This is a genomic window from Amycolatopsis sp. NBC_01307 (assembly GCF_035975215.1).
Classification (GTDB): Bacteria; Actinomycetota; Actinomycetes; order Mycobacteriales; family Pseudonocardiaceae; genus Amycolatopsis.
The window spans coordinates 2600189-2626651 of record NZ_CP108403.1; the positions used below are offsets into that span (position 1 = coordinate 2600189).

Below are 26463 nucleotides of genomic sequence, written 5' to 3' on the forward strand. Positions count from 1 at the left end.
CGCCCCGTTCGGACGCCCGGTCTCGTGACTATCCTCGCAGAAGTGCGCGCGAGAGGCACGCCCGGTCTCAAACGCCCCAGTCGGGACGCAGCGGCATCCCCATTCCGCCCTGGTTGTCGGTGCGTACGCCGAGGATCTGGTGGAGCTCGATCTCCCGCCGTTCGAACGCCAACCGGCAGGCCGCGAGGTAGAGCGCCCACACCCGGCTCCGGCCCGCCCCGGCCTCGGCGACGGCCTCGTCCCAGTGCTCGTCGAGGTTGGCGCACCAGCCGGCCAGGGTGGTCGCGTAGTGCTCGCGGAGGTTCTCCGAGTGCCGCACCTCCAGGCCGCTGTCGTGCATGGCCGTCATCAGCTCGCCGGGGGCCTCCAGCTCGCCGTCCGGGAAGACGTAGCGGTCGATGAAGCCCCGGGAGCGGTGCGCGACGCTCGAGTCCGGGTTGGTGATGCAGTGGTTGAGCAGCCGTCCGTGCGGCTTGAGCTTGGCGGCCAGGAAGCGGAAGTAGCCGGGCACGTTGCGGGCGCCGATGTGCTCGGTCAGGCCGATCGACGAGATCGCGTCGAACCCGGTTTCGGTGACGTCCCGGTAGTCGAGGTGCCGGATCTCGGCGCGGTCGGCCAGGCCGAGGGCGACGATGTTCTTCTGCGCCCACTGCGCTTGTTCACGCGAAAGTGTGACCCCGAGCGCCTCGACGCCGTAGTGGCGGACGGCGTGCGCGACCATGCCGCCCCAGCCGCAGCCGACGTCGAGCAGCTTCATGCCGGGCTTGAGGCCGAGCTTGCGGCAGACCAGGTCGAACTTGTGCTCCTGGGCCTGCTCCAGCGTGGCGCCGTCCTCGGGGAACACGGCGCAGGTGTAGGCCATCGACGGCCCGAGGACCAGCTCGTAGAACCGGTTGGAGACGTCGTAGTGGTTCGAGATCGCGCTGCTGTCGCGCTCCTTCGAGTGCCGCAGGCCGGACAGGCTCCGCCGGAACCGGCCGGGCAGCTCCTCGGCGGGCGGCTCGACGCGGCGCAGGTGGGCGGGCCCGAGCTTGCGCAGCAGCCAGACGCGGTCGGCCGGGGTCAGCTGGTCGACCTGGGCCGCCAGCGCGTGCAGCGCCGTGTAGAGGTCGCCCTTGACGTCGATGGCGCCGGCGACGTACGCGCGGGCCAGGCCGAGGTCGCCGGGGGAGGAGATCAGGTAGTCCAGCGCGAGCGGCGAGCGGACCTCGATGGCCACCGGCGCGTCGGCCGGGCCGGTGCCGGTGCCGTCGTAGGCGGTGATGGACACCGTGGAGCTGGGGCCGAGCAGGCGTGCGAAGACTTCGCCGACCGGGATGGTTGCCTTGGTCACGTTCGTTCCTTTCAGGGCGTTCACCGGCGCCGGACGCACTTCTCGTAGAGGCCGAGCAACCGGCCGTCCGGGTCGTAGGCCCGCTTGAGCTCCCGGTAGGCGTCGCCGTTGTAGAGGCGCCAGAACTCTTCCTCGGAGTAGAAGCTGTCCGAGTAGAGCGACTTGTGGCCGCCGAGGCGGGTGACCTCGGCTTCGATCAGCCGATTGTGGACGCCGTCGCGTTCGCCCGGGTCCAGGGGTACCGAAGACCAGAATCCGAAGTTGACGTAGAGCTCCTCGGGGTCCAGTTCGTAGAGCGGCCAGCGCACCCCGCCGGGGCGCTGGCGCAGCGGGCAGATCCACACCGGGCTGATCGGGATCTCCCGCTCGAAGAACTCGAGGAAGTCCGCGGCGCGGCTCAGCGGCACCTCGATGTCCTGCACGATCGTCTCCTCGGGCGGCATCCGCCGGAGCTTGAGGAGCTTGGCGGCGATCCCGAAGCGGCGGTCGAGCGCGACGAGCTTCCAGTAGACCGAGGAGCGCAGGAACCGGCGGCCCATCAGCAGCCGGGGCAGCCGGGACTGGACGCCGAAGGCGCGCGAGCACCAGAACCAGTCGGTGTCCCAGCGCCACAGGTAGTCACGGACGGTGAGGTGGTCGGTCTCGCGGCGCTGGATCGAGCGGTAGTAGATGTCGAGCCAGGTGTAGTCGCTCGTCGCCGGCGCGGTGTCGGTGAACGTGCCCAGCGTGAGGTACAGCTCGTCCGGGCCGAACACGGTGCCGTCGACGAAGTCGACCGCTTCGCCCTCGTACGTCCGAGTGGTACAGACCTCACCGAGGGCCGCGAACAGCGCCTCGCGGTCGTGGTGGCGGACGTGGCGCACCTTCACGAACGGCTTCACCGGTTCCAGCCGGATCCGCAGGCTCAGCGCGTAACCGAGCGTGCCGTAGGAGTTCGGGAAGCCGTGGAACAGGTCGCGGTGCTCGTTGTCCGGCGTGGCGACGACGATGCCGCCGTCGCCGGTCATGATCTCCAGCTCCAGCACCGACTCGTGGGGCATGCCGCTGCGGAACGAGCTCGACTCGATGCCGAGGCCGGTGACCGCGCCGCCGAGGGTGATCGTCTTGAGCTGCGGCACCACCAGGGGCATCAGCCCGTGCGGCAGCGTCGCGTCGACCAGCTGCTCGTAGGTGACCATGCCTTCGACGTCAGCGGTCAGCGTCTCCGGGTCGACGCGCAGCACGTGGGTGAACCCGGAGACGTCCAGGCCGGGGTGCCCGGCCGAGGTGCGGGAGCGGAAGAGGTTCGACGTCCGCTTCGCCAGCCGGACCGTGGCCTCGCCGGCGACCGCCGCCAGCTGCCGCCTGAGGTCGTCGACGCGGGATTCGTGTTCGGGGAAGGCCGGGCCCGGGCGGGCCTGGGGCGCACCGGCCTGATCGATCGTCACACCCCGATCCTGCCTCACGGGGGAAGTCAGCGCACCGTGCCTGTCCGCTCGTTGTCCCGTTGGCCGGAACCGGCCCCGATCCCGTGGTTGATCCACGGGGGCGTGGGGTATCCGCGATCGGGTCCCGAACGAGGGCGCGGAAGATCCCGCGCAGACGGGGAAAGCGAGGCGGCGTTGAGCATTTCCATCGATTTCGGGCGCGACACGGAGTTCTCGTTCGAGCGGCGGTTGCGCGGTTACCTGGGGGCGGTCGCCCGGGCCGTGGGGGTCGGGCCGGAGTCCGGCACCATCGACCTCGACACCCCGGTGTCGGCCTACGTCGCCCTGGACTGGCGGCTGCGCCGGTTCCCCGGGCACGATCTCGCCCTCGTCTGGGACGAGGTGCACGGCTGGGCCGTGGCGCTGGAGGACTCCGGCGGCGACGCCGTCGTGCTGGCCTACCTCGGCGGCGAAGTGCTGCCCGAACCCCGCGCCGTCGTGCGGTTCCTCGCCGCCGTGCGCGCCGGCGACCCCGCCGCGGGGCTGCTCGACGCGCCGGTCCTGCGGGCGGCGGGCCACCACGAGGAGCTGCTCGGCGCGCTGCCGGCGGAATGACCGCAGCCGGGGTCCGGGCCGTCCGCGATCTCACGCCGGGGAACGGGCCGTGAGCGGTCAGTGTTCGCGGAACAGCTGGGCCGGGACGAGCGCCCACACCGTCTTGCCCGGTTCGGTCGCGCGCACGCCCCACCCCAGCGACAGCTGTTCGACCAGCTGCAGGCCGTGGCCGCCGCCGGCCGCGACGCGCTCGACCGACGGGTCTTCGTCGACGACCTCGACCAGCAGGCCGCGCAGTTCGCGCGTCACCCGCAGCCAGGACGGGCGCGGGGTGTGGTCGTAGGCGTTGCCGACCAGCTCGTCGACCACGAGCAGCAGCGCGCCGAGCGGCTCGTCCTTCGTCCGCCCGAAGCCGAGGCAGCCGGCGACGGTCGAGCGGATCCGGCGCAGCGCCGGCCGCGTCGTGAGGTCGACGGTCAGCTCCGCGGCCGTGGCGACCCGCAGGCTGAGCCGCTCCACGACCAGGTCCCAGCCCGGGGGCAGTGCTTCGCCGTCCATCCATCGCTCCCTCGCACCCGGACACGCCCACCAGGAGTTCGGCGCCACCGGTCGCGCGGATGGCTGCCAGACTGCGTTCATGGGGAACTTGAGCGCCGTAGCCGTCGTCGACCGGATCGTGCCCAGGGAGCCGCGGGTTTCCCCCGACGGCCGCTGGGTCGTGTACCTGACGACGACCCGGGGCCGGACGGCCGGTGACCTGTGGCTCGTCGCCGCCGGCGGCGGTGCGCCACCGCGCCGGCTGGCCGGCACGGCCGAGGCACCCCGGTGGGCCCCGGACTCCGGCTCGGTGTTCTACCTGGCCGCCGAGCGGCTCCACCGGGTCCCGCTCAGCGGGAACGCCGAACGCCTCACGGACCGGGCCGTCACCGCCTGCGTCCCGCTGCCCGGCGATCTCGTGGTCCTCGTCGGGCCCGGCGATGAGCCCGCGAAAGACCCGTACCTGCGCGTGCCGAGCCTGCCCGACCGGCTGTGGCTGCTCGACCTGGCCACCGGCGACGTCCGGCCGCACGGCGACCTCGGTGACCGGCACGTCGTCGAGGTCGCGGCCCACCCCGGCGGCGGCCCGCTCGCCGTGCTGACCTGGCCGGTCGCCGACCCCGATCCCGGCATGCTCGAACCGCGGCTCCACGTAGTCGGCGGCCGCGACCTGCCCGCCCCGGCCGTCGAGGCGTCCGCGCTCACCTGGTGGGGCGACCGCCTCCTCTACCGCGGCGTGACCCGGCCCGGGCTCGTCGGCGGCTACGCGATCTTCGACGCCGAGAACGACGCCAACCTCACCGCCGGGATGGACGTCTGCCCGGTGGACCTCGTCCAGGTCGACGACGGCCCGCCGCTCGCGCTGTTCGCCGAAGGCCTCGACACCACGATCCGGCGGCTCGACCCGGCCACGCGCAGGTTCACCGAGCTCGCCCACGCGCCGGGCTCCCTCGAGTTCCTGAGCCACGGAGGTGGTGTCGTCGCCGTGGTCGCGAGCACCGCGACCGAGCCCGACGACGTCCACACCGGACCTCCGGGCGGCCCGCTGATCCGGCTCACCGACTGCAGCCCGGAGCTGCGTACCAGGACCTGGGGCCCGCAGGAGCGCCTCTCCTACCGCGCCGAAGACGGCCTGGAGCTGGACGGCCTGCTCGTCCTCCCGCCCGGCACCACCCGCCAGGACGGCCCGTTCCCGCTGGTCACGCTCGCGCACGGCGGCCCGTACGACCGCTGGGCCGACCGGTTCATCGTCGGTTGGCACCGGCAGGCGCGGTGGCTGGCCGACGACGGGTTCGCCGTCTTCCTGCCGAACCCGCGCGGCAGCCAGGGCCACGGCCACGCGTTCGCCGTTTCCGTCGCCGGTGAAGTCGGCGGCGCGGAGTGGACGGACATCCTCACCGGCATCGACCTGCTGATCGACGCCGGTGTCGCCGATCCGGACCGGCTCGGCATCGGCGGCGGGAGCCACGGCGGGTTCCTCGCCGCCTGGGCGGCCGCGCGCAGCGACCGCTTCGCCGCGGCCTTCGTCAACGCGGGCATCAGCGACTGGGGCATGCTGGCCGCCTCCGGCGAGCAGGGCGCCCCCTTCGAGGCGGCGTACGGCGGGAGCATCGGCTGGGAGGGCCCGGGCCCGCACCGGCACGACCGGAACAGCCCGATCTCCTACGCCGCCGACATCCGGACGCCGATCCTGCTGCTGCACGGCGCGGACGACACGAACGTCCCGCTCTCGCAGGCCGAGTTCCTCCACCGCGCGCTGCGCCACTTCGGCGTCGAGCACGAGTTCGCCGTCTACCCCGGGGAGAACCACTCGCTGCGCGGCCGCGAGCACCAGCTCGATTTCCTGCACCGCACCCGCGAGTGGTTCACCCGGTGGCTCAAACCTGGTCGCCCAGCTTGAATTCGGCGTCCTTCGATGTGTCCTTCGACGTGTACGAGAAGCCGTCGGCGCCGATGGTGACGTCGGCTTCGCGCGCCTCGGCCCGGGCGACCAGCGGCTGGGGCTTCCCGTCCAGGTCCAGCACCGCGGACGCGTCGGCGTACCAGCTCGGCACCACCGGGTTGCCCCACCAGTCGCGGCGCTGGTTGTCGTGCACGTCCCAGGTGATCACCGGGTTGTCCGGGTCGCCGGTGTAGTAGTCGTGCGTGTAGATCTCGATCCGGTGCCCGTCCGGGTCGCGGACGTAGAGGTAGAACGCGTTCGACACGCCGTGGCGGCCCGGCCCGCGTTCGATCATGCCGGACTGGCGCAGCGCGCCGAGGTGGTCGCAGAGGTGCAGGATCTGCGTCCGCTCGTGGCTCGCGAACGCGATGTGGTGCAGCCGCGGTCCGTCGCCGCCGGTGAGGGCGACGTCGTGCACCGTCGGCTTGCGGAACATCCACGCCGCGTACACCGTGCCCTCGTCGTCCTGGATGTCCTCCGAGACGCGGAAACCCAGGCCCTCGTAGTACTTCCGGGCCGCCGGGACGTCCGGGGTGTCGAGGTTGAAGTGGTCCAGCCGGGATAGCGCGCCGGCGCCGTGGACGTCGTAGCGCTGGGTGAACCGCTCGACGTGCTCGGCCTCGCAGAAGAACTCCACCGGGAAGCCGAGCGGGTCTTCGACGCGGACCGCCTCGCCGATTCCGCGGGTCGCGCCCGCCGCCCGGCGCTCGACCCGGCAGCCGAGCGAGCGGTAGTACGCCTCGGCGAGGTCGAGGTCGGCCGCGCTCCGGACGCGGTAGCCGAGCACGGCCAGCGCGGGCGTCGCGCCCTTCCGCAGCACCAGCGAATGGTGCAGGTACTCCTCGAACGCCCGCAGGTACAGCGCTTCGTCGTCCTCGTGCGTCACGACGAGCCCGAGCACGCCGACGTAGAAGTCGCGTGACGCGGCGAGGTCCGTGACGACGAGTTCGGCGTACGCGCAGCGCAGGACGTCCGGCGGGGTGGCGGTCATGACTGTCCTTTCCGGACGCTGCCGAAGCGGGCCGTGTGCACCGGCCCGAGCGAGACGTGGATCGCCTGCTGGTGGGTGTAGAAGTCGAGGGAGCGGTAGCCGCCCTCCTGGCCGAGGCCGGACGCCTTGACCCCGCCGAACGGCGTGCGCAGGTCGCGGACGTTGTGCGAGTTCAGCCAGACCATCCCGGCCTCGACCGACTGCGCGAAGGTGTGCGCGCGCTCCAGGTTCGACGTCCACAGGTAGGCGGCCAGCCCGTACTTGACGTCGTTGGCCAGCGCCAGAGCCTCCGCCTCGGTGTCGAACGGCGTCAGCGCGACGACCGGGCCGAAGATCTCCTCCTGGAAGATCCGGGCGTCCGGCGCGACGTCGGCGAACACCGTCGGCGCGACGTAGTTGCCACTGTCCACACCGGACGGACGGCCGCCGCCGGCGAGCAGGCGCCCCTCGGACTTGCCGAGTTCGACGTAGCGCATCACCTTGGCGTAGTGCTCGGGGTGCACGAGCGCGCCGACCTCGGTGGCCGGGTCGTGCGGGTCGCCGACGACGATGTTCCGCGCGCGCTCGGCGTAGCGTTCGCAGAACTCGTCGTAGATCGGGCGCTCGATCAGGATCCGGCTGCCCGCGGTGCAGCGTTCGCCGTTGAGCGAGAACACGCCGAACAACGTCGAGTCGAGCGCGGCGTCGAGATCGGCGTCGGCGAAGACGATCGCCGGGGACTTGCCGCCCAGCTCCATCGACATGCCCTTGAGCCCGGTCGCGCAGTTGCGGAAGATCGTCTGGCCCGTCGTGGACTCGCCGGTGAACGAGATCAGCGGGACGTCGGGGTGCTTGACGAGCGCGTCGCCTGCTTCCTCGCCGAAGCCGTTGACCAGGTTGAACACGCCGTCGGGCAGGCCCGCGCCGGCGAAGATCGCCGCCCAGAGGCTGGCCGACAGCGGGGTGAACTCGGCCGGCTTCAGCACCACCGTGCAGCCCGACGCCAGCGCAGGCGCGAGCTTCCAGCTCTCCAGCATGAACGGCGTGTTCCACGGCGTGATCAGCCCGGCGACGCCGACCGGCTTGCGGTGCACGTAGTTCACCTGCCGCCCGGGCACCTGGTAGGTGTCGTCGGCCTGGGCGACGACGAGGTCGGCGAAGAACCGGAAGTTCTCGGCCGCGCGCTGCGCCTGGCCCAGGGCCTGGGTGATCGGCAGGCCAGTGTCGAACGTCTCCAGCTCGGCCAGCCGGGCGTCCTGGGCCTCGACGGCGTCGGCGATCTTGTTCAGCACCCGGGCCCGCGCGCGCGGCGCCAGCCGTGGCCAAGGGCCTTCGACGAACGCCGTGCGCGCCGCGGCGACGGCCCGGTCGACGTCCTCGGCCTGGCCCGCGGCGGCGGTGACGTACGGGGTGTTCGACACCGGGTCGAGCACGTCGAAGGTCTTGCCCGAGACGCTGTCGACGAGCTGCCCGCCGATGTAGTGCTTCAGCTCGCCCGGCAGTCCTTCCGGGACGTGGTGACTCATGACTTTCCCTCCACGGTGAAGCCTTCGGCCGGCGAGAGGTACTTCGCGCCTTCGGCCAGGAAGTCCTTGATCCGGGCGACGCCGGCTTCGGACGGCGGGAGCAGCGGCGGCCGGACGTGGCCGGACCCGATCAGCCCGCGGTGTTCGAGGACCCACTTGCCGGGCGCCGGGTTGGTCTCGACGAACAGCAGGTCGACCAGCGGGTGCAGGCCGTAGTGGATCTCCCGCGCGCGTTCGAGGTCGCCGGCCTGCCAGGCCTCGTACATCTCCGCGCAGGCGGCGGGGGCGATGTTCGCCGTCGCGCTGACGAACCCGGCGCCACCGAGGGCCAGCAGCGGCAGGCAGAGCAGCTCGATCCCGGACCACACGATCAGCTCCCGCCCGCACAGGTGCAGCACGCGGGAGAAGTGCTCGAAGTCCTTGGTCGTCTCCTTGATGCCCACGAAGTTGTCGCACGAGCGGAACAGCCGCGCGACGGTCTCCGGCGCGAGGTCCACGGCGGTGCGGCTGGGCACGTTGTAGGCGACGATCGGCAGGTCGGGGAACTCGTCGGCGACCGTGCGGTACCAGACGAACAACGCGTCCTGGGTCGGGCGCGCGTAGTACGGCGTGATGACGAGCGCCGCGTCGATCCCGGCGTCGCGCCCGGCGGCCGTCAGCTCCAGGGTCTCGTCCAGCTTCGCGGAGCCGGTGCCCGCGGCGATCGGGACGCGGTCGCCGACGGCCGCGGCGACCGTGCGGATCGCCGCGGCACGTTCGGCGACCGTCTGGGACCCGGGCTCGCCGGTGGACCCACCGATCGAGATGCCGTGGGTGCCGGACGCGAGCTGCCAGCGCACGAGGTTGGTGAGGCCGTCGTGGTCCACCGCGCCGTCGGCGGTGAACGGCGTCATCAGCGGCGCGATCGACCCGCGGATCGCCTGGGGGTCGGAGCGGAATCGCATGGGTTTCCCTTCTGCGTCAGGGGTGGCGGTGGGCTTGAAAGGCCAGGAACGTGTTCAGGGTGGCCAGCCGGTGGTCACGCACGGCCCGCTCGACGTCGGCCGCGGGGGCGCCGGCGTCGAGCAGGCCGAGGATGGCGTCGTGCTCGGCCACCGACTCGTGGGCGCGGCCGGGCACGAAGCTGAACGTCGAGGTCCGCAGGCCGCTGAGCCGGTTCCAGCCGCGCTCGACCAGGTCGAGCACCTGCGGGTTGGGACAGGCGCCGAACAGCACCGCGTGGAAGTCCCGGTTGAGCGCGGTGAACCGCGCGGGTTCGAAGTGCCCGAGGCAGTCCGCCAGCTGGGCGTTCAGCGCGCGGGCCTCGTCGAGCGCGCCCGCCGGCAGCAGCGGCGCGGCCAGGGCGGCCGCGTAGCCCTCCACCAGCGCGAGGGTCTGCATGGTGTGCTGGTACTCGCGCTCGTCGACCATCGCGACCTGCGCGCCGACGTTGCGTTCGAACGTGACGAGTCCTTCGGCCTCCAGCAGCCGGATCGCTTCGCGGACGGGCACCACGCTGACGCCGAGCTCCTGCGCGAGCTGGCCGAGGACCAGGCGGTAGCCGGGGGAGAAGGTGCCGTCGCCGATGCGGGCCTTGATCCATTCGTAGGCGATGCGCGACTTGCTCAGCGCGGCGCCGGTCACCGTTGCGCGAGCCATGCGGCGTACCTCCCGCGCCAGTGCTCGTCCAGCGGGTAGAGGCCTTCGACGCGCTCGCCCGCGGCGACCTGCTCGGCGATGAACGTCTCCTGCCGCTCCTGCTCGATCGCCGCGTCGACGACCTCCTCGACCAGGTGCGGCGGGATGACGAGCACGCCGTCGCCGTCGCCCGCGATGACGTCGCCGGGGCAGACGGCCGCGCCACCGCAGGCGATCGCGACGTCGGCGTCCCACGGCACGTGCCGCCGGCCGAGCACCGCCGGGTGCGGCCCGGCGTGGTAGGTGGGAATGTCCAAAGCGGACACCGCGGCCAGGTCGCGGACGCCGCCGTCGGTGACGATCCCGGCCGCGCCGGTGACCTGGGCGCGCAGCGCCAGGATGTCGCCGACGGTCCCGGTGCCGCGTTCGCCGCGGGCCTCCATGACCAGGACGTCACCCGGGCCGAGGGCGTCGATCGCGCGTTTCTGCGCGTTGTAGCCGCCACCGTGTGCGCGGAACAGGTCTTCGCGGTAGGGCAGGTAACGCAGGGTCCGCGCGCGGCCGGTCAGCCGGGCGCCGGGCCGGGTCGAGGTGAGGCCCTCGATGAAGACGTCGTGGTACCCGCGCTTGCGGAGCTGGACGGAAAGTGTCGCGGTGCCGACGGATTCGATCCGCGCCCGCAGTTCCGGCGTCAAGGTGAACTCCGGCTCGGCCGTCCCGTGGGCGTCCGCGCGCTGCTGCTCGTCGACGCGGGGGAGCGCGCCGAACGGTCCGAACGCGACGGTGCCGGTCGCGATCGGCGTGACCAGGCGGCCGGTGGTGTGTCCTCCGGCGCTGACCTCGACCTCGACGACGTCACCCGGGCCGGCCACCGAGGCGCCCGCCGGGGTGCCGGTGAGCACGACGTCGCCGGGTTCGAGGGTGATCAGCTGCGAGAGGTCGGCGACCAGCCGGCCGAAGCCGAACAGCAGATCGGCGGTGGTGTCGTCCTGGACGAGGTCGCCGTTGAGCCAGGTCCGCAGCCGCAGCGCGGCCGGGTCGACGTCCGCGGCAGGCAGGACGGCCGGGCCGAGCGGGGTGAAGCCGTCGCCGCCCTTCGAGCGCAGGTTGCTGCCCTTGTCGGCGTAGCGGAGGTCGTAGACGCCGAAGTCGTTGGCCGCGGTGACGCCGCCGACGTAGGACCAGCCGTCTTCGGGGGAGACGCGGCGGGCGAGCCGGCCGATGACCAGCGCGATCTCGCCTTCGAAGCCGAGCAGCTCGGTGCCGGCCGGGCGCTCGAGGACGTCCCCGCTCGCCGCGACCGACGTCGGCGGCTTGAGGAAGTACGACGGCTGCTCGGGGACCCGGCCGCGTTGCGCGGCGCGGGAGCGGTAGTTCAGGTGCAGCGCGATGATCTTGCCGGGCCGCGCGATGCTGGTCATCCGTGGTTCCTGCCTGCCGGTTCGGGCGAAGATATCCCAAATAATATACGATCTGACGCCCGGGGAAACCCCCGTTCAGCAGCCCGCTTTCAGTAGCCGTAGTGCAGCCAGACCGACTTGGTCTCGGTGTAGACGTCGAGGGCCCACGGGCCCATCTCGCGGCCCCAGCCGGACGCCTTGTAGCCACCCCACGGCGCGGCCATGTCGGGGACCGGGGGCATGTTGACGAACACCGCGCCGGCCCGGATCCCGTCGGCGTAGCGCTGGGCGGTGCGGATGTCGCGGGTCCAGATGGTCGCGGCCAGGCCGTACTCGGTGTCGTTGGCGCGCCCGAGCACGTCGTCGCCGTCGTCGTAGGCGGTGACGGCGAGCACCGGCCCGAAGATCTCCTCGCGCATGACCGCCATCCCGTCGGTGACGCCGGCGAACAGGGTCGGCCGGTAGAAGTAGCCGTCGCCGTCGACCGGGCCGCCGCCGGTCACCAGGTCGGCGCCCTGTTCGCGGCCGGTGGTGACCAGGAAGTCGACGTGCTCGCGGTGCTTCGCCGACACCAGCGGCCCGAGCTGGGTGCTTTCCTCGGCGCCGGGGCCGAGCCGCAGGCCTTCGAGGCCGCGGGCGAGCTTGTCGACGAACTCCTGCTCGCGTTTGCGGTCGACGTAGAAGCGCGTGTAGGCCGCGCAGACCTGGCCGGTGTTGAGCGTCGCCCCGGCGAGGTTGCCCGCGACGGCGGCGTCGATGTCGGCGTCGGCCGCGATGATGCTCGGCGCCTTGCCGCCGAGCTCCAAGGTGAGCCGCTTGAGGTTGGACGCCGCGCTCGCCGCGGTGATCAGCTTCCCGACGGCCGTCGAGCCGGTGTAGGAGAGGTGGTCGACGCCGTGGTGCTCGCTGAGCATCGCGCCGACGGCGCCGTCTCCGGTGACGAGGTTGACGACACCCGGCGGGATCCCGGCTTCGTGGGCCAGTTCGACCAGGCGGATGCTGGTCAGGGGCGTGACCTCGCTCGGCTTGATCACCACGGTGTTGCCGGTGGCGAGCGCCGGCGCGAGCTTCCAGGCGAGGATCATCAGCGGGAAGTTCCACGGCGTGATCAGCGCGTTCACCCCGACCGGCTCACGGCGGGTGTAGTGCAGCGTGTCCGGGAACGACACCGGGTTCGTGGTGCCCTGCAGCTTCGTCACCCAGCCCGCGAAGTACCGGAAGTGCTCGGCCGCGCCGGTCGCGCTCACCTGCCGGGACACCCCGATCGGCTGACCCTGGTCGCGGGTCTCCAGCTGGGCCAGCTCCTCGTGGTGCGCGTCGATCAGGTCGGCGAGCCGGAACAGCAGCGCGGCTCGCTGCACCGGGAGCAGCCCGGCCCACGCCGGCGCGGTCAGCGCGCGCCGGGCGGCCGCGACGGCGGCGTCGACGTCGGCCCGCGACGCGGTGCCGACCTCCTCGAGCACGCGGCCGGTGGCCGGGTCGAGCGTGGGAAGGGCACCGCCGCCGGCCTCGGTCCACTGGCCGTCGATGCACAGGCGTGTCGCCATCCCGGGTTCCTCCTTCGTGGGGTGGACCGAGTATCGGGCGCGAGGCGGCCGCGGGTCTTGTCCGCTCACGCATGCCGGTTGACTGACGGCGAAGGGATCCGCCCCGGCGGCCGGGACGCGCGTCAGGCTGGGCCCATGGACGTGATCGTGGTGGGCGCGGGTTCGGCCGGGTGCGTGGTGGCCCGGCGGCTGGTCGACGCGGGTGCGGCGGTGACGCTGCTGGAGGCGGGCGGTCCGGACGTCAACCCCGCCGTCCACGACCCGGCGCGGGCCGGGGAGCTGTGGCACGGCCCGGAGGACTGGGACCACCACACGGTTCCGCAGCCGCACGCGGCGAACCGGCGGCTGCACCTGCCGCGGGGCAAGGTGCTCGGCGGTTCGCACGCGCTCAACGCGATGATCTGGGTCCGCGGCGCGCCCGCCGACTACGACGGCTGGGGTGTGCCGGGCTGGACCTGGGACGACGTCCGCCCGGTGTTCGAGCGCGTCGAGAAGGACCTCCTCACGATCGTGCCGAACGAGCCGCTGCACCCGATCCAGCAGTCCATTGTGGACGCCGCGGTCTCGGTCGGCTTGCCGCTCAACCCGGACTACAACGGTGCCACGCAGGACGGCGTCTCGGTCGAGCGGATCACCGCTCGCGACGGCCGTCGTGTCACCACGTGGCGCGCTTACGCTTCGCCGGTGGCTTCCCGGATGACCGTCCACACGGGAGCGCTGGTGCATCGGGTCGTGTTCAAGGGCTCGCGTGCCACCGGGGTGGTCGTTTCGATCGGTGGTGCGGTGCGGGAGCTGTCCGCCGATCTGGTCGTGCTGGCGGCGGGCGCGCTGGCGTCGCCGGCCATCCTGCTGCGCAGCGGCGTCGGCCCGGCGGACGAACTGAACGTTGACGTCGTCGCCGATCTGCCCGTCGGGCGCAACCTGCACGATCACCTGCTCGCACCGGTGATCTTCGCGACGGATCGTCCTGTCGAGCCGCCAGTGGCGGGCCGGTCAGTCACGCAGGTCCACTGGTTCTGGCGCAGCCGTCCGGGGCTCGCGGTGCCCGACACGCAGCCGATCTGCTTCAGCGTGCCGATGTACGAGCCGTGGATGACCGGGCCGCCGACCGGGTTCTCGCTGATGGCGGGCATGGTGACGCCGGAGAGCCGCGGCAGCGTCCGGCTGTCACCGGACGGCGGGTTGCTGATCGACCTGGGCGTGCTGTCCGCGCCGGCGGACTTCGAGAGCCTGGTGGCGTCGGTGGAGCAGTGTCTCGCGGTCGGCCGAGCCCCGGCCCTGGCCGCCGGGTGGGGCGCGCGGCAGCTGTACCCGGCACCGGACGACGACGTGCGCGAATACGTCCGCCGCACGGCGATCACCTACCACCACCAGGTCGGCACGTGCGGACTGGGGACCGTGGTGAGCCCGGACCTCAAGGTGCACGGGCTGGAGGGGCTGCGGGTCGCGGACGCGTCGGTGCTGCCCCGGGTGCCGACGGGCAACACCAACGCGCCCGCGGTGCTGGTGGGGGAGCAGGCGGCGCGGTTCATCCTCGGCCTGTAGCGCCCAGCAGGCGCCGCAGCCACGACGACCGGGCCGCGAGGGCTGCGCGGGTCACCTCCGCGTCCGGGGCGAAGCGGTCGAAGCCGTGGTGGGCGCCCGCCCAGACGTGCAGTTCCGTCGGGACCCCGGCCCGGGCCAGCCGCTGGGCGTACGCGACGTCCTCGTCGCGGAAGATCTCCGCCCCGCCCACCTCGACGAACGCCGGGGGCAGGCCGCCCAGGTCCGTCATCCGGGCCGGCGCCGCGTAGGGCGACGTCTGCCCGGCCAGCAGGCTTCGCCAGCCGAAGTCGTTGGCCTCGCGGGTCCACACCGCGTCCGGGACGTCCACCGCCGTGCGGTCGTCGAGCATCGGGCACAGCAGTAGCTGGCCCGCCAGTGCCGGGCCGCCGCGGTCGCGGGCCAGCAACGCGCACCCGGCGGCGAGCCCGCCGCCCGCGCTGCCACCTGCCACGACCAGGCGGTCGAGGCCCACCTCCGCGGCGAACCACACGAGGCCCGCGTAGCAGTCGTCGAGGGGCGCGGGGTGCGGGTGTTCCGGCGCCAGCCGGTACTCGACGGTCGCGGCCACGAACCCGAACTCCTCGATCAGCGCGACCAGCCGGGGCAGGTCGGCGAACCGGTCGTCCATGACCATGCCACCGCCGTGGATGCTGAACAGCGCGGCCTTCGGCTCGCGCGGCCGCAGCACGGTGACGACGACGCCGGTGCCGGGCACGACGTGGTCCGACCAGGTGATGTCCCGGTCGCCGACCGCCTCCGCGCAGGTCGGGTTGCGCATCGCCTCCCGGATCGCGGGCAGCGTCGACGCGGACAGCGGCAGCTGCGGGCCGGTCACGGCCCCTCCGGGTCGACGGCGTCGCGGTCGGCCCAGAACGGCTCCACGAGCGCCCGCAGCTCGGCGGCTCCCACCCGCTCCAGGAGGCCGACCGCGGCCAGGTTGTCCTCCAGCTGCCGGACGCTGGTGGCGCCGAACAACGTCGTCGTGGTGGCCGGGTGGGTGAGGGTGAAGGCGAGGCACAGCTGGGCGGCCGTCGCACCGAGGCTCCCGGCGACCTTCCGGATCCCCTCGGCGGAGTCGGCGATGCGCTGCCGGACGTCACCCGGGTCGCGCCCGACCTGGCGGCCGCCCTTGCCGAGCAGCACACCACCCTCGAAGACGTCCGACGCCTGGAGCGTGACGCCGAGGTCGTCGAACACCGCGGCGAACGGCGCACCGTCCGGAATGGACCGTCGCGCGACGCTGTACTTCAGCTGGGCGATGGCCGGTCCGGGCACGCCGTCGGCGAGCGCGAAGTCGTGTACCGCGCGGATCGTCGAAGCCGACCAGTTGTTCACGCCCCACTGCCGGATCAGCCCGGCCTCGTGCAGCTCGGCCAGATCGCGGACGAGCGCGTGCAGGTCCGTGTCGTCGCGGCGGAGGTCGCCGAGGATCACGAGGTCGGCGTGCTCGACGCCGGCGCGGAAGAACGCGTTCTCCAGCTGCTCGCGCAGGCTGTGCCCGGGATAACCCTCGAGCCACAGTTTCGATGACAGCAGGTAGTCGTCGCGGCGCAGGCCCGCGGCGCGGACCATCGCGGAGAACAGCACGTCGGTGAACACCGGGTCGCTGCCGGGAAAGCCGTAGACGCCGACGTCGAACAGGGTGATCCCGGCGTCGACGGCGGTGCGCAGCAGCGTCACCGCCTCGCGGAAGTCCATCCGGTCGTAGGTGTGCCACGAGCCGAGCGACAGGACGCCGGTGTGCGGGCCGTCGCGGCCGATGCGGCGCTGGGGAATGCTCACGAAAACCCTCCTAGGGCAGTCGGGGGTCGATGACGGCTTTGAGCTCGCCGAGCCGGGACATCGACTCGACGGCGGCGGACGCGCCGGCCAGCCCGACGGGCGGGCTGAACAGCTCGTCCCACGGCATCCGCCCGGCGAAGGCGCGGAAGAACCCGACCGAGCGGTGGTAGTCGGCGATGTCGCCGTTGAGCGAGCCCACGATGGTCAGTTCCTTGCCCATTACCGTGCCCAGCGGCACGGGGGCGGGCGCCGGACCGGTCGACCCGACGATCGCGACCGTGCCGCGTTGCGCGGCGAAGGCGACCGCCTCCTCGCCGATCGTCGGGCCGCCGGCGAAGTCGAAGACGTGGTCCGCGCCGCGGCCGCCGGTCAGTTCCTTGACCCGCTCGATGCGTTCTTCGGCCGAGGTGTCGACGGGGATCGTCGCCGTGGCGCCGAAGCGCACCGCCGTCTCCAGACGGCCCGCCGGGCCGCCGACGGTGAGCACCGTGCCCGCGCCGCAGAGCCGCGCGACCGCCGTGGCGAACACGCCGAGCGCGCCGGCGCCCTGGACGACGACTGTCGCGTTCGGACGGATCCCGCCGGAGCGGGCGACGGCCCGCAGCACGGTCTTGCCCGCGCAGCCCGACATCGACGCCCAGGTGTCCGCGACGTCGTCGGGCAGCAGGAGCTTCGCCGCGCCGGGCGTGACGTAACAGTGCCGCGCGAGCCCGCCGGTCGCGTACGGGAACCGGTCGGACCGCTGGAGGAAGCCGTAACCACGGGACTCGCAGGCGACGGGCTCGCGCAGGATCGTGCAGCCGAAGCACTTCCCGCAGACCGACTCCGACCAGCCGATCCGGTCGCCCGGCTTGATCTCCCGGCCGAGCGTGTCGGTGGTGCCGGCTCCGGTGGCGACGACCTCGCCGACCATCTCGTGCCCGAGCACCATCGGGAGCATGCCGGGGAAGCTCATCTGCCCGGCCCACAGGTGGACGTCGGTGCCGCACAACGTGGTGCAGGTGAGCCGGACCAGCGCGGCGCCGGGTTCCGGTTCCGGCAGGGGGAGTTCGCGCAGTTCGAGGGGCGCGTGGTGGCCGGTGAGGACCGCGGCCTCGGTGCGGGTGGGCAGTGCCATCTTTTTAGTCTACAGTCGTGGAAGAAAAAGTCCAGATCCGGGAGGAAACCATGACGAGCCAACGGATCCACCCGGCGGAGCTGGTCGTGCGCGGCGGCACCGTGCACACCTTCGACCGGCTGGGCACGGTGGCGGACGGCCTCGCTGTCCACAGCGGCCGGATCGTCGCGGCCGGTGCCGACCTGACCGCCTGCATCGGACCGGACACCGAGGTCGTCGACCTCGCCGGGCGCACGGTGCTGCCCGGGATCAACGACGCCCACCTGCACGCGACCTGGCTGGGCGCCCGCTGGCCGCACCCGCTGCTCGGACCGCCGCACGACGAGGCGCCGGTGACGACCTCGGCGGAGCGGCGGGCGGCGATCCTGCGCGCGGGCGGCCTCTGCGCGTCGCTGGGCATCACCAGCTACACCGAACCCGGTCTCGGCCCCGGCGAAACCGGCTGCTTCTCGGCGGCGGTCCTCGACGAATACGCCGCCCTGCACCGGGAAGGGCTGCTGCGGGCGCGGGTCACCGTCCTGCGTCTGTTCGGGCTCCTGGACGGCGTCAGTTCGCTGCCGAACTTCAAGCGCGGTCTCGAAACGCCCGTGCCGCGGGCGGATCCGGAGTGGCTGGCCGTCACCGGCGTCAAGATCTTCGCCGACGGCATCCCGCCGATGGGCACGGCCTGGACACACCACTGCTACGCCGACGGCGGCCACGGCGCGCTGCTCGTCGACGGCCCGGACGACGACGCCCGCGTAGGCAACCTGGGCGCGATGATCAGTGCGGCGCACGAGGCCGGCCTGGTTGTCGGCGTGCACGCGACGGGGGAGCGCAGCATCGAGACCGCGCTCGCGCACCTGCGCCGCGGTGACCACCTCGTGCACGGCGACCTCGTCACGCCGGCGCAGCTGCGCCGGATGGCGGCCCGCGGGGTCGGCCTGACCACCCAGCCCGCCATCGCCACGGCCATGCGTCCGATGGTCGCGGCCGCGCTGGGGGCCGACGTCGCCGCGAACGCGTGGCCGCTGCGGGAGATCCTCGCGTCCGGCGGTCCGCTGACCCTGAGCAGCGACGCGCCGGTCGTCACCCCGGACTGGCGGGTGCACCTCGCCGCGGCCGGCGAGCTGCTGGGGGCGCGTGGGGTGACGCCGGAGCTGACGGCACGGTTGCTGCGCTGTTACACCACCGAAGCCGCGGTGCAGGACGGGTCCGCGAGCTGGAAGGGGACCCTCGCGCCCGGGATGGCCGCGGACTTCTGCGTCCTGGCGGCGGACCCGCTCGACGTCGCCCTGGCCGACCTGCCGTCGGTCGCGGTCGAGCTGACCGTGACCGCCGGCCGGATCGTCCACAAGGGATAGTCAGGTGAGCAGCTGGCCGCCGTCGACCGCCAGGCTCACCCCGGTGATGTGCCCGGCGGCGGGCGAGGCCAGGAACACCACCGCCGGCACGACGTCCTCGACGGAGGCGATGCGGCCCAACGGGATCCGCGACTCCCAGGCCGCGCGGGCCGCGGTGTCGGCGGCGAACCCGGCGGTCATCGGCGTGAGCACCGGGCCGGGCGCGACGGCGTTGACCCGGATCCCGTGCGGTGCCAGTTCGAGGGCCGCGGACCGGGTCAGCGCGTCGACCGCGGCCTTGGTGGCCTCGTAGTGGCCCAGCCCGGGGGTCGGCTGGCGGGCGCCGATCGACGAGACGTTCACGATCGCGCCCCGCGTGCCCGCTTCGGTCATGTGCGCGCCGACCGCGCGTGTCATCAGGAACGTGCCGCGGAAGTTGACGCGCACGCAACGGTCGAACACCTCGACGTCGAGCGCGGTCACCGGGCCGCCGCCACCCGCCAGCCCGGCGTTGTTGACCAGCACGTCGATCGGCCCGAACTGCCGCGTCACCAGCGAAACCGCCGCGTCGACGGACGCCGGGTCGGAGATGTCGAGCTCGACGTGGTCCCGGCCGGTGTCGTGGGCCGCGCGGGCGTCGACGTCGGCGACGATCACGCGGTCGCCCGCGGCGAGGAAGCCTTCGGTGACGCCCCGGCCGATCCCGCTCGCGCCGCCGGTCACCACCACGATTCGCTGTTTCATTCTACAATCGTAGACTAACGATAGGTTGTCAGAGAAGGGAAACAGCATGATCGGCAGATCGGCCTTCGGGCTCGGCTCGTGGAACACCTGGGACCGGATGGACTTCGGCGACGCCGTCGCGCTGCTGCGGACGGCCGTCGACGCCGGCGTGACGTTGTTCGACGTCGCGCACTACGACATGGGCCCGCACGCCGAGGGTTCGGACACCGACGTGATCTTCGGCAAAGCCGTGCGGGAAGCGGGAATCGCCCGCGAAGACTACGTGCTGTGCGGGAAACTCTGGCTGTGGGACCACCCGCGGACCGGGTTCGCGCGGCAGCTGGAGACGTCGCTCGGCCGGATCGGCACGGACCACGCGGACCTGGTCGTCGTGGGCGACTACCTCGACCGCCCGGACGTCCCGCGGCTCGTCACCGAGGTCGCCGAGCAGGTGCGGGCCGGGCGGATCGGCGGCTGGGGCGTCAACAACTGGCGGGCCGGCGACCTGGACGCGGCCCTGGCCTTCGCGGACCGCGAAGGCCTGCCGGCGCCGGAGTTCGCCCAGCTGAAGTACTCGATCGCCCGCCGGTCCATGGCCGAAGGCCCGCACTACGGCAAGCACTGGGGCCGGCTCGCGCTGCAGGCGTCGGACGTCTTCGAAGGCGGCGTCCTGCTGGGCAACCACGCGCCCACCCGGAAGATCGGCGCGGACGTCGGCGGCATCCGGGCGTCCATTGTGGACGTGTCCGCCGAGCTGGCCACGATCGCCGCGGAGTTCGGCGCGACCCGGGCGCAGCTGGCCCTCGCGTTCTGCCTGGCCTACGAGCCGGTGGCGAACGTCCTGTTCGGCGCGAGCCGCGTGGACCAGCTGACGGACAACCTCGGCGCCCTGGACCTGGCCCGCACCCACGGCACCGAGATCCGCGCGGCGGTCAGCCACCTCCAAGCCGACCGAGGAGTAAGCCCCGACGGATCCTGGTGAGGCTTGTCGTGAGTGGTAATGCGGGTTCTAACCCGCATTACCACTCACGACCGGGTCAGGGCGTGTCGAGGAAGGTGAGCACCGCGGTCTTGAAGGCGGCGCCGCGCAGGGCGCCGCCGTGGTCGCCGGGCACCAGGAGCAGGTCGCTGCCCGGCACCAGCGGGACCAGGGTCTCGATGCCCTGGCTGATCGGGTCGTCGCGGCCCGCGACGAACCGCGTCGGCACGCCGATCGTGCCCACCTGAGGCGCGAACGGCTCCCGGCGCAGACCTTCGACGCACCGGAGCAGGGCGGCGGGGTCGCGGCCCGGTGCGGTGATCATCCGGGCGATCGCCGCGGTCAGCGGGTCGGCCGGCAGCCGCCCGCCGTCGGCGAAGGCTCGCGCGGCCTCGACGTCGACGGCGCCGAACGGCTCGTGCGGGCTGATCCCGGCCAGCACGAGCCGCCGGACGGGCAGCAGCGCGGGCAGCTCCCAGGCCAGCCGCGCCCCCAGAGAGTAGCCGACGACGTCCACTTCGGACACGTCGCCGACCGCGAGGACGAGCTCCTCGGTGACGGCTTTCGGGGTGGCGTCGGCGAGCGCCGGACTCGAGCCGTGACCCGGCAGGTCCGGCACGAGGACCGGGCGGCCCGCGGCCGTGAGGGCCGCGGGCCAGCCGGTGCCGATCCAATCGGTCGGGCCGTCGGAGGCGAACCCGTGCAGGAGCAGCACCGGCGGGCCGGCGGGCGCGCCGTCGGGGGCGAACCGGCGCACGGCCAGGGAAGTCGGGACGGTCAAGGAGATCCTCTCTCACGAACGGGCGGGACGGCGGACGCGTAGGCGCTGCAGCTCGCCGAGGGTGCGGGCGCGGGGGTCGACGGCGATCCGCAGCGCGGAGCCGATCAGGTTGAGCAGGAGCACGCAGAGCACGATCGTCACGCCCGGCACGAGCATCAGCCACGGCGCGACGACCAGGTACGAGCGGCCTTCGGCGATCATGTTCCCCCAGGTCGGCGTGGGCGGGGCGATGCCGAGGCCGAGGAAGCTCAGCGCGCCGTCGACCAGCATCGCGGCCGCGGCCAGGATGACGACCTGGACCAGCGCGAGCGGCAGCACGTTGGGGAACACATGCACCAGCAGGATCTTGCCGCGGCTCATCCCGGACACCCGCGCGGCGCCGATGTACTGGCGCCCGGCGATGCCGAGCACGCGGCTGCGGATGACCCGGGCGGTGAACGGCGTGAAGATCACCGTCAGCGCGATCAGCTCGGTCCAGATGCTGGCGCCGAGCGCGATGGCCAGCGCCATGGCGAGGATGATCGCCGGGAAGGACATCCACGCGTCCATCAGCCGCATCAGCACCGCGCCCGCGGCCCGGTAGAAGCCGCTGACCAGGCCGATGACCATGCCGGAGAACGCCGCGCACAGCGTGATCAGCGCCGACAGCCCGAGTGACGCCCGCCCGCCGGACACCAGCCGCGCGAGGACGTCGCGGCCGTAGGAGTCCGTGCCGAGCAGATGCCCCGGCGACGGCGGCAGCAGCCGGTGCACCGGGTCGGTGGCGCTGACGCTCGGCAGGAAGACCGGCAGCACCACCACCGCGAGGACGATGAGCCCGAGCAGCGCCGAGCAGACGACCAGCGTGCGGTTGCGGCGGAACACCCGGGCCACGCGCCGCGGCGGGGGAGTGGCCACGGCGGGCGCCTGGTCCACGAGGGCGAGGCTCATGCGACACGCACCTTCGGGTCGAGCAGCGCGTACGACAGGTCCACCAGCAGGTTGACCACGACGAACAGCACCGCGACGAACAACGTCACGCCCTGGATCAGCGGGAAGTCGCGGGTGGACACCGCGCCCATGAGCAGGTGGCCGAGCCCGGGCACGACGAAGATCGACTCGATGATCACGATCCCGCCGACCAGCATGGCGAAGTTGCTGCCCAGCTGGGTGATCAGCGGCATCAGCGCGTTCGGCAGCACGTGCTTCAGCAGCACCCGGCGCTCGGGCAGGCCCTTGACGCGCGCCGTGCGCAGGTAGGCCAGCGGCAGCTCGCCGAGCACGCTCTCGCGCAGGGTGAGCACGAACAACGCCGTCTGGCCGATGACGAGCACCGCCAGCGGCAGCACCAGCGCCGGCACCGCGCCGGCCGGGTCGGTCAGCAGGTCGTGGTAACCGCTGGAGGGGAACCAGCGCAACGTCACCGAGAACACCAGCACCAGGACCAGCGAGATCCAGAAGTCCGGCAGCGCCATGCCGAGCGACGAGAGCCGGTCGAGCGCGCGGGCCACCGGGTTGCGCGGCGACACCGCCTGCCACGCCGTGATCGCCACGGACAGGACGAAGCTGATGATCGTCGACAGCACGGCGAGCGTCAGCGTCGGCACGATGTGGCCGGCGACCACGTCCAGCACCGGCTGGTGGTAGGTGATCGACGTCCCGAAGTCACCGCGCAGCACGTGCCCGGCCCAGGTCAGGTACTGCTGCCAGAGCGAGCCGTCGAGGCCCATGCTCGCCCGCAGCGTGGCGACGTCGGCCGGCCGCGCGGTCGGGCCCAGGATGGCCTGGGCCGGGTCGCCGGGGATGAGCCGGATGACGAAGAACATCATCGTGCCGACGATGACCAGGATGATCGCCAGGTCGCGCAGCCGGCGCAGCAGGACTCCGGTCATGCCGCCGCCAGCCAGGAGTTCCAGAAGATCCGGTAGAAGTCGCCGTAGCCCTTCAACCGCGGCGTGTAGGCCGCGTACAGCTTGGACTGGCTCAGCGTGATCACCGACAGCTGCTTCCACGTGTACGCCTGCAGCTTGTCGATCACGGCCTTGGCCTGCTCCGGCGTCGTGGCCGCGTTGAACTCGGTCAGCAGCCCGTCCATCTCCGGCGACGACGACCCGTTGAGCGTGCCCAGGGTGAGCGCGGGCATCTGCGCGGGCGAGGACAGCGACGAGTCGAAGAACAACGTCGTGATGTCCCAGCCGCCCGGGTTCTTGGTCAGCGTGCCGAGCATGGTGGCGAAGTCGTAGGTGTCGATCTTGGCGGTGAGCCCGATCTTCGACAGCTCGTCCTGGATGAGCACGGCCCACTTGCCGAACTCGGGGTAGGAGTTCGTGGTGACGATGTGGATGGTCGACCCGGCGGGGACGCCGGCTTCGGCGAGCAGTTGCCGCGCCTTCTCCGGGTCGTGCTGCCGGTAGACGTCGTCGCCGGCGGCCGAGTACGACGCCTTGTTGTCCGGCGAGGCGAACGCGCCGGTCTCGATCGTCAGGTCCTTGCTGCCGCCGGTCGCCGCGTTGATCGCGGGCTTGTCGAGCAGCAGGTTCAGCGCCTGGCGCGCTCGCGGGTCGGCGAACTTCGAACCCGGGTTGAAGTTGGGGATGATGACGTTCTCGTTGCCGCCCGGCAGGTTGTGCACGACCAGGTTCGGGTTGGCCTTGAGCGTCTCGTACTGGTCGTTGGCCGGCATCGCGTGGTCCCACTGGCCGGTCTGCAGGCCGCTGATCAGCGCGTCCTGGTCGCCGACGATCTTGTAGGTGATCGTGTCGAGGTAGGCGTGCTTCGCGCCGGCCTGGCCGCCCCAGTTCTCCTCGGTGCGCGACTTGTAGCCGTCGTAGCGTTCCAGGACCAGCTGCTGGCCGATGTCCCAGCTCTTCAGCTTGTACGGCCCGGTGCCGATCGCCTTGTCCTGCTCGAACCCGGTCGCGGGCAGCCCGGTGAGGTTCTTCGCCTCGTAGATCTCGGTGCCCGCGCCGGCCAGCTCGTCGACGAGCGGGTAGCGCGGCCGCTTGAGGTGGATGCTCACGGTCGCCGCGTCCGGCGCGGTGATCGTGTCGATGTCCGGGGTGACGAGCTGGCCGGTCCGGTGGCTCTTCTGCCAGCGCTGCAGGCTCACGACGACGTCGTTGCCCGTGAGCGGGTTGCCGTCCTGGAAGGTGACGCCCTGGCGCAGCTTGAACGTGTAGGTGAGCCGGTCCGGGCTGGTCGTGAACGTGTCGACCAGCATCGGCCGCGCGACGAAGCCCTGGTCGACCTCGAAGAGCTTCTCGTACATCATGTTGCCGATCTGGGCGGTCACCTGGCCGGGGTTGGCCACCATGTCCAGGGACTGCGGGTCGGTCGGGACGGCGACGGTCAGGTTGCCGCCGCGGACCGGTGGGCCGTCCGCCGCGGCACCACCGGTGGCGGTGGCGCCCATGCAGCCGGCGAGGAGCGCGCCCGCGGCGGCGAGGGCGGCGAGCAAAGGAGTTCGTTTCATGGGCGCGTCGATCCTGTGTGGGGGAGGGCGGGCAGGTCGGGGTTCGCGGCGAGGAGCCGCCGCGTGTAGTCGTGGCGCGGGGTGAGGCGGACGGCGTCGGGGTCGCCGACCTCGATGAGCTCGCCCCGGTACATCACGCCGACGCGGTCGGCGACCGACAGCACGAGGCTGAGGTTGTGGGTGATGAACAGCAGGCTGAGCGTGCGGGTGCGGCGCAGGTCGAGCAGCAGGTTCAGCACCTGGCCCTGCACCGAGACGTCGAGGGCCGACGTCGGCTCGTCGGCGACGATCAGCTCCGGTTCGGCGGCGATCGCGCGGGCGATCGACACCCGCTGCCGCTGCCCGCCGGACAGCTGCGACGGGAGCTTGCCCGCGGTGTCGCGGGGGAGGCCGACCTCGTCGATCAGGTCGGCGACGCGGCGGTCCAGCTCGGCGCCCCGCAGCCCGGTCAGCTCCTTGAGCGGCTCGGCGATGATCCGCGCGGCGGTGTGGCGCGGGTCGAGGGAGCTCTGCGGGTCCTGGAAGATCAGCTGGACGCGGCGGCGGAATGCGCGCTCACCGCCGTCGAGCCCGGACGCGGTGACGGTGTGCGGGCCGAAGGTGATCGTGCCCGACTCCGGCGGCTCCAAGGCCGTCACCAAGCGGCCGAGGGTGGTCTTGCCGGAGCCGGACTCGCCGACCAGCCCGAAGAACTCGCCCGGCGGGATGTCGAGGGAGACGTCCCGGACCGCGTGCACCTCGCTGCCCGCGCGGCCGAACCGTCCTTTTCGGCCGTACACTTTGGACACTCCGGCGATGCTGAGCGTGGCGCCTTCGTGGTCCTTCCGCGGTGGCGGCTTCAGCGTCCGGGTTTCGACGGCTTCGGTCGCTTCGCCCGCCATGGCGGCGGCGAGCCGGGTGGCGGAGATGGTCGGGAAGCCGTCGCGCCGGCTGACGCCCAGCTGCGGCACGCAGCTCAGCAGGGCCCGGGTGTAGGGGTGCCGCGGGCGTGTCAGGACGTCGTCGCGCGAGCCCGTTTCGACCAGGCGGCCGCGGTACATCACCGCGATCCGGTCGGCCACCTGAGCCGCGACGCCCATGTCGTGGGTGATGAACACGCACGCCGTCCCGTGGTCGCGGCGGACCCGGTCGAACAACGTCAGGATCTCCGCCTGCGTGGTGACGTCGAGCGCGGTGGTCGGCTCGTCGGCGATGAGCAGGTCCGGATCGGCCATCAGGGCCAGCGCGATCATCACCCGCTGCTGCATGCCGCCGGACATCTGGTGCGGGTAGAGCCGCAGGATCCGGTCGGTGTCGGCGAGGCCGACCTCGGTGAGCAGTTGCCGGGCCTTGGCCTCGGCCTTGCGGTGCAGCGGGCTGCCGCGCCGGGCCGCCTGGCCCGGCAGGGAACCGGGCTCGCGGTAGGCCTCGACCAGCTGCCCGCCCACCCGGCGGCCCGGGTTGAGCGAGTCCAGGGCTTCCTGGAAGATCATGCCGATCCGCGGGCCGCGGTAGGCGCGCATGGCGTCGGCCGGCAGCTTCGTCACGTCCACGCCGTCGATCGCGATCTCGCCGCGCGTGCGGACCGGGGCGACGAACTCGAGCAGGCGGATGATCGACAGCGCGGTGACCGTCTTGCCGCTGCCGCTCTCGCCGACCACGCACAGTGTCCGTCCCTGATCGAGATCGAAGGACAGCTCCCGCACGAGCTCGCGGTCGGCGTCTTCGGCGTCCTTGGTGACGACGCCGACGGTGAGGTCCCGGATTTCGAGCAGCGTCATGGGTTCCCCTTCCTCGCGCCCGCCGCGACGGGCGGGCCGGACTGCCGGTACCGGCAGGGGTAGTTCTACGCATGTTGACACTCCCGTCATGCGCTGTCAATGGTTTTATTCTACGAACGTAGGAAGTTGAAACACGACGGATTTCCCTTGCTGCGCGTGGGAAATCGGCG

General features: G+C 72.4%; 23 protein-coding genes. 5 read left to right on the forward strand and 18 right to left on the reverse strand.

Annotation, left to right across the window (positions count from 1 at the left end; all coding sequences use genetic code 11):
* Positions 1-67: 67 nt before the first annotated feature.
* Together OG439_RS11480 and OG439_RS11485 are read right to left on the reverse strand one after the other, a co-directional pair.
* On the reverse strand, positions 68-1333 hold the full coding sequence (locus tag OG439_RS11480; protein ID WP_326949368.1) for a cyclopropane-fatty-acyl-phospholipid synthase family protein: 1266 nt from the start codon (positions 1331-1333) through the stop codon (positions 68-70).
* Between the two features lie 20 nt (positions 1334-1353).
* The gene (locus OG439_RS11485; protein ID WP_326949369.1) at positions 1354-2760 is read right to left on the reverse strand and encodes an FAD-binding oxidoreductase; all 1407 of its coding nucleotides are present in this window, start codon (positions 2758-2760) and stop codon (positions 1354-1356) included.
* Between the two features lie 174 nt (positions 2761-2934).
* On the opposite strand from OG439_RS11485, the gene OG439_RS11490 reads away from it, so the two are divergent.
* Positions 2935-3354: a DUF6292 family protein gene (locus tag OG439_RS11490; RefSeq protein WP_326949370.1), complete on the forward strand. Its 420-nt coding sequence runs from the start codon at positions 2935-2937 to the stop codon at positions 3352-3354.
* A 57-nt stretch (positions 3355-3411) separates the two neighbouring features.
* Here OG439_RS11490 and OG439_RS11495 read toward each other — a convergent pair whose 3' ends face one another.
* On the reverse strand, positions 3412-3852 hold the full coding sequence (locus tag OG439_RS11495; RefSeq protein WP_326949371.1) for an ATP-binding protein: 441 nt from the start codon (positions 3850-3852) through the stop codon (positions 3412-3414).
* A 79-nt stretch (positions 3853-3931) separates the two neighbouring features.
* Here OG439_RS11495 and OG439_RS11500 point away from each other — a divergent pair, with 79 nt between their 5' ends.
* Positions 3932-5731, forward strand: coding sequence for a S9 family peptidase (locus tag OG439_RS11500; RefSeq protein ID WP_326949372.1), 1800 nt, complete (start codon positions 3932-3934; stop codon positions 5729-5731).
* Here the strand turns inward: OG439_RS11500 and hpaD are convergent.
* The 6 genes from hpaD to OG439_RS11530 all read right to left on the reverse strand — a co-directional run bounded on the left by hpaD (position 5709) and on the right by OG439_RS11530 (position 12833).
* Positions 5709-6764 (reverse strand): 3,4-dihydroxyphenylacetate 2,3-dioxygenase, encoded by a 1056-nt coding sequence (gene hpaD / locus OG439_RS11505; protein WP_326949373.1) that lies wholly within the window; start codon positions 6762-6764, stop codon positions 5709-5711. The two genes, OG439_RS11500 and hpaD, sit on opposite strands and share 23 nt — an antisense overlap.
* Positions 6761-8269, reverse strand: coding sequence for a 5-carboxymethyl-2-hydroxymuconate semialdehyde dehydrogenase (gene hpaE / locus OG439_RS11510; protein ID WP_326949374.1), 1509 nt, complete (start codon positions 8267-8269; stop codon positions 6761-6763). Before hpaE ends, hpaD begins: the two co-directional genes overlap by 4 nt.
* Positions 8266-9213, reverse strand: coding sequence for a 4-hydroxy-tetrahydrodipicolinate synthase (dapA, locus tag OG439_RS11515; RefSeq protein ID WP_326949375.1), 948 nt, complete (start codon positions 9211-9213; stop codon positions 8266-8268). Before dapA ends, hpaE begins: the two co-directional genes overlap by 4 nt.
* 16 nt (positions 9214-9229) lie before the next feature.
* Entirely contained in the window at positions 9230-9907 is a 678-nt protein-coding gene (locus tag OG439_RS11520) for a GntR family transcriptional regulator (protein ID WP_326949376.1), read from the reverse strand.
* On the reverse strand, positions 9889-11307 hold the full coding sequence (locus tag OG439_RS11525; protein ID WP_326949377.1) for a fumarylacetoacetate hydrolase family protein: 1419 nt from the start codon (positions 11305-11307) through the stop codon (positions 9889-9891). Before OG439_RS11525 ends, OG439_RS11520 begins: the two co-directional genes overlap by 19 nt.
* Positions 11308-11396: 89 nt before the next feature.
* Positions 11397-12833, reverse strand: coding sequence for an aldehyde dehydrogenase family protein (locus tag OG439_RS11530; protein WP_326949378.1), 1437 nt, complete (start codon positions 12831-12833; stop codon positions 11397-11399).
* A 135-nt stretch (positions 12834-12968) separates the two neighbouring features.
* Here OG439_RS11530 and OG439_RS11535 point away from each other — a divergent pair, with 135 nt between their 5' ends.
* A complete protein-coding gene (locus tag OG439_RS11535; protein ID WP_326949379.1) occupies positions 12969-14378 on the forward strand; it encodes a GMC family oxidoreductase in 1410 nt (469 codons plus the stop codon).
* Here the strand turns inward: OG439_RS11535 and OG439_RS11540 are convergent.
* Genes OG439_RS11540 through OG439_RS11550 form a run of 3 tightly spaced genes read right to left on the reverse strand, consistent with a single transcriptional unit; the run spans position 14362 to position 17271 of the window.
* Positions 14362-15213: an alpha/beta hydrolase gene (locus OG439_RS11540; RefSeq protein WP_326949380.1), complete on the reverse strand. Its 852-nt coding sequence runs from the start codon at positions 15211-15213 to the stop codon at positions 14362-14364. The genes OG439_RS11535 and OG439_RS11540 overlap by 17 nt on opposite strands.
* Complete coding sequence (locus OG439_RS11545; protein WP_326949381.1) at positions 15210-16160, reverse strand: aldo/keto reductase; 951 nt, start codon at positions 16158-16160, stop codon at positions 15210-15212. The genes OG439_RS11540 and OG439_RS11545 overlap by 4 nt, the downstream gene beginning before the upstream one ends.
* Before the next feature lie 10 nt (positions 16161-16170).
* Entirely contained in the window at positions 16171-17271 is a 1101-nt protein-coding gene (locus tag OG439_RS11550; protein WP_326951529.1) for a zinc-binding dehydrogenase, read from the reverse strand.
* 56 nt (positions 17272-17327) lie between these two features.
* Here OG439_RS11550 and OG439_RS11555 point away from each other — a divergent pair, with 56 nt between their 5' ends.
* The gene (locus OG439_RS11555; RefSeq protein WP_326949382.1) at positions 17328-18620 is read left to right on the forward strand and encodes an amidohydrolase; all 1293 of its coding nucleotides are present in this window, start codon (positions 17328-17330) and stop codon (positions 18618-18620) included.
* Here OG439_RS11555 and OG439_RS11560 read toward each other — a convergent pair whose 3' ends face one another.
* Positions 18621-19343 carry an SDR family NAD(P)-dependent oxidoreductase gene (locus OG439_RS11560; RefSeq protein WP_326949383.1) on the reverse strand — a complete coding sequence of 241 codons (723 nt, stop codon included), beginning with the start codon at positions 19341-19343 and terminating at the stop codon, positions 18621-18623.
* Positions 19344-19389: 46 nt separating this feature from the next.
* On the opposite strand from OG439_RS11560, the gene OG439_RS11565 reads away from it, so the two are divergent.
* The gene (locus OG439_RS11565) at positions 19390-20304 is read left to right on the forward strand and encodes an aldo/keto reductase (protein ID WP_326949384.1); all 915 of its coding nucleotides are present in this window, start codon (positions 19390-19392) and stop codon (positions 20302-20304) included.
* Positions 20305-20359: 55 nt separating this feature from the next.
* On the opposite strand, the gene OG439_RS11570 is transcribed toward OG439_RS11565, so the two are convergent.
* From OG439_RS11570 to OG439_RS11590, 5 genes are read right to left on the reverse strand one after another with little or no spacing between them, the layout of a single operon-like run.
* A complete protein-coding gene (locus tag OG439_RS11570) occupies positions 20360-21082 on the reverse strand; it encodes an alpha/beta fold hydrolase (RefSeq protein ID WP_442792301.1) in 723 nt (240 codons plus the stop codon).
* A 12-nt stretch (positions 21083-21094) separates the two neighbouring features.
* Entirely contained in the window at positions 21095-22012 is a 918-nt protein-coding gene (locus OG439_RS11575) for an ABC transporter permease (RefSeq protein WP_326949385.1), read from the reverse strand.
* Entirely contained in the window at positions 22009-22953 is a 945-nt protein-coding gene (locus tag OG439_RS11580) for an ABC transporter permease (protein ID WP_326949386.1), read from the reverse strand. Before OG439_RS11580 ends, OG439_RS11575 begins: the two co-directional genes overlap by 4 nt.
* Positions 22950-24533 (reverse strand): ABC transporter substrate-binding protein, encoded by a 1584-nt coding sequence (locus tag OG439_RS11585; protein ID WP_326949387.1) that lies wholly within the window; start codon positions 24531-24533, stop codon positions 22950-22952. Before OG439_RS11585 ends, OG439_RS11580 begins: the two co-directional genes overlap by 4 nt.
* A complete protein-coding gene (locus OG439_RS11590; protein WP_326949388.1) occupies positions 24530-26293 on the reverse strand; it encodes an ABC transporter ATP-binding protein in 1764 nt (587 codons plus the stop codon). Before OG439_RS11590 ends, OG439_RS11585 begins: the two co-directional genes overlap by 4 nt.
* Positions 26294-26463: the final 170 nt, after the last annotated feature.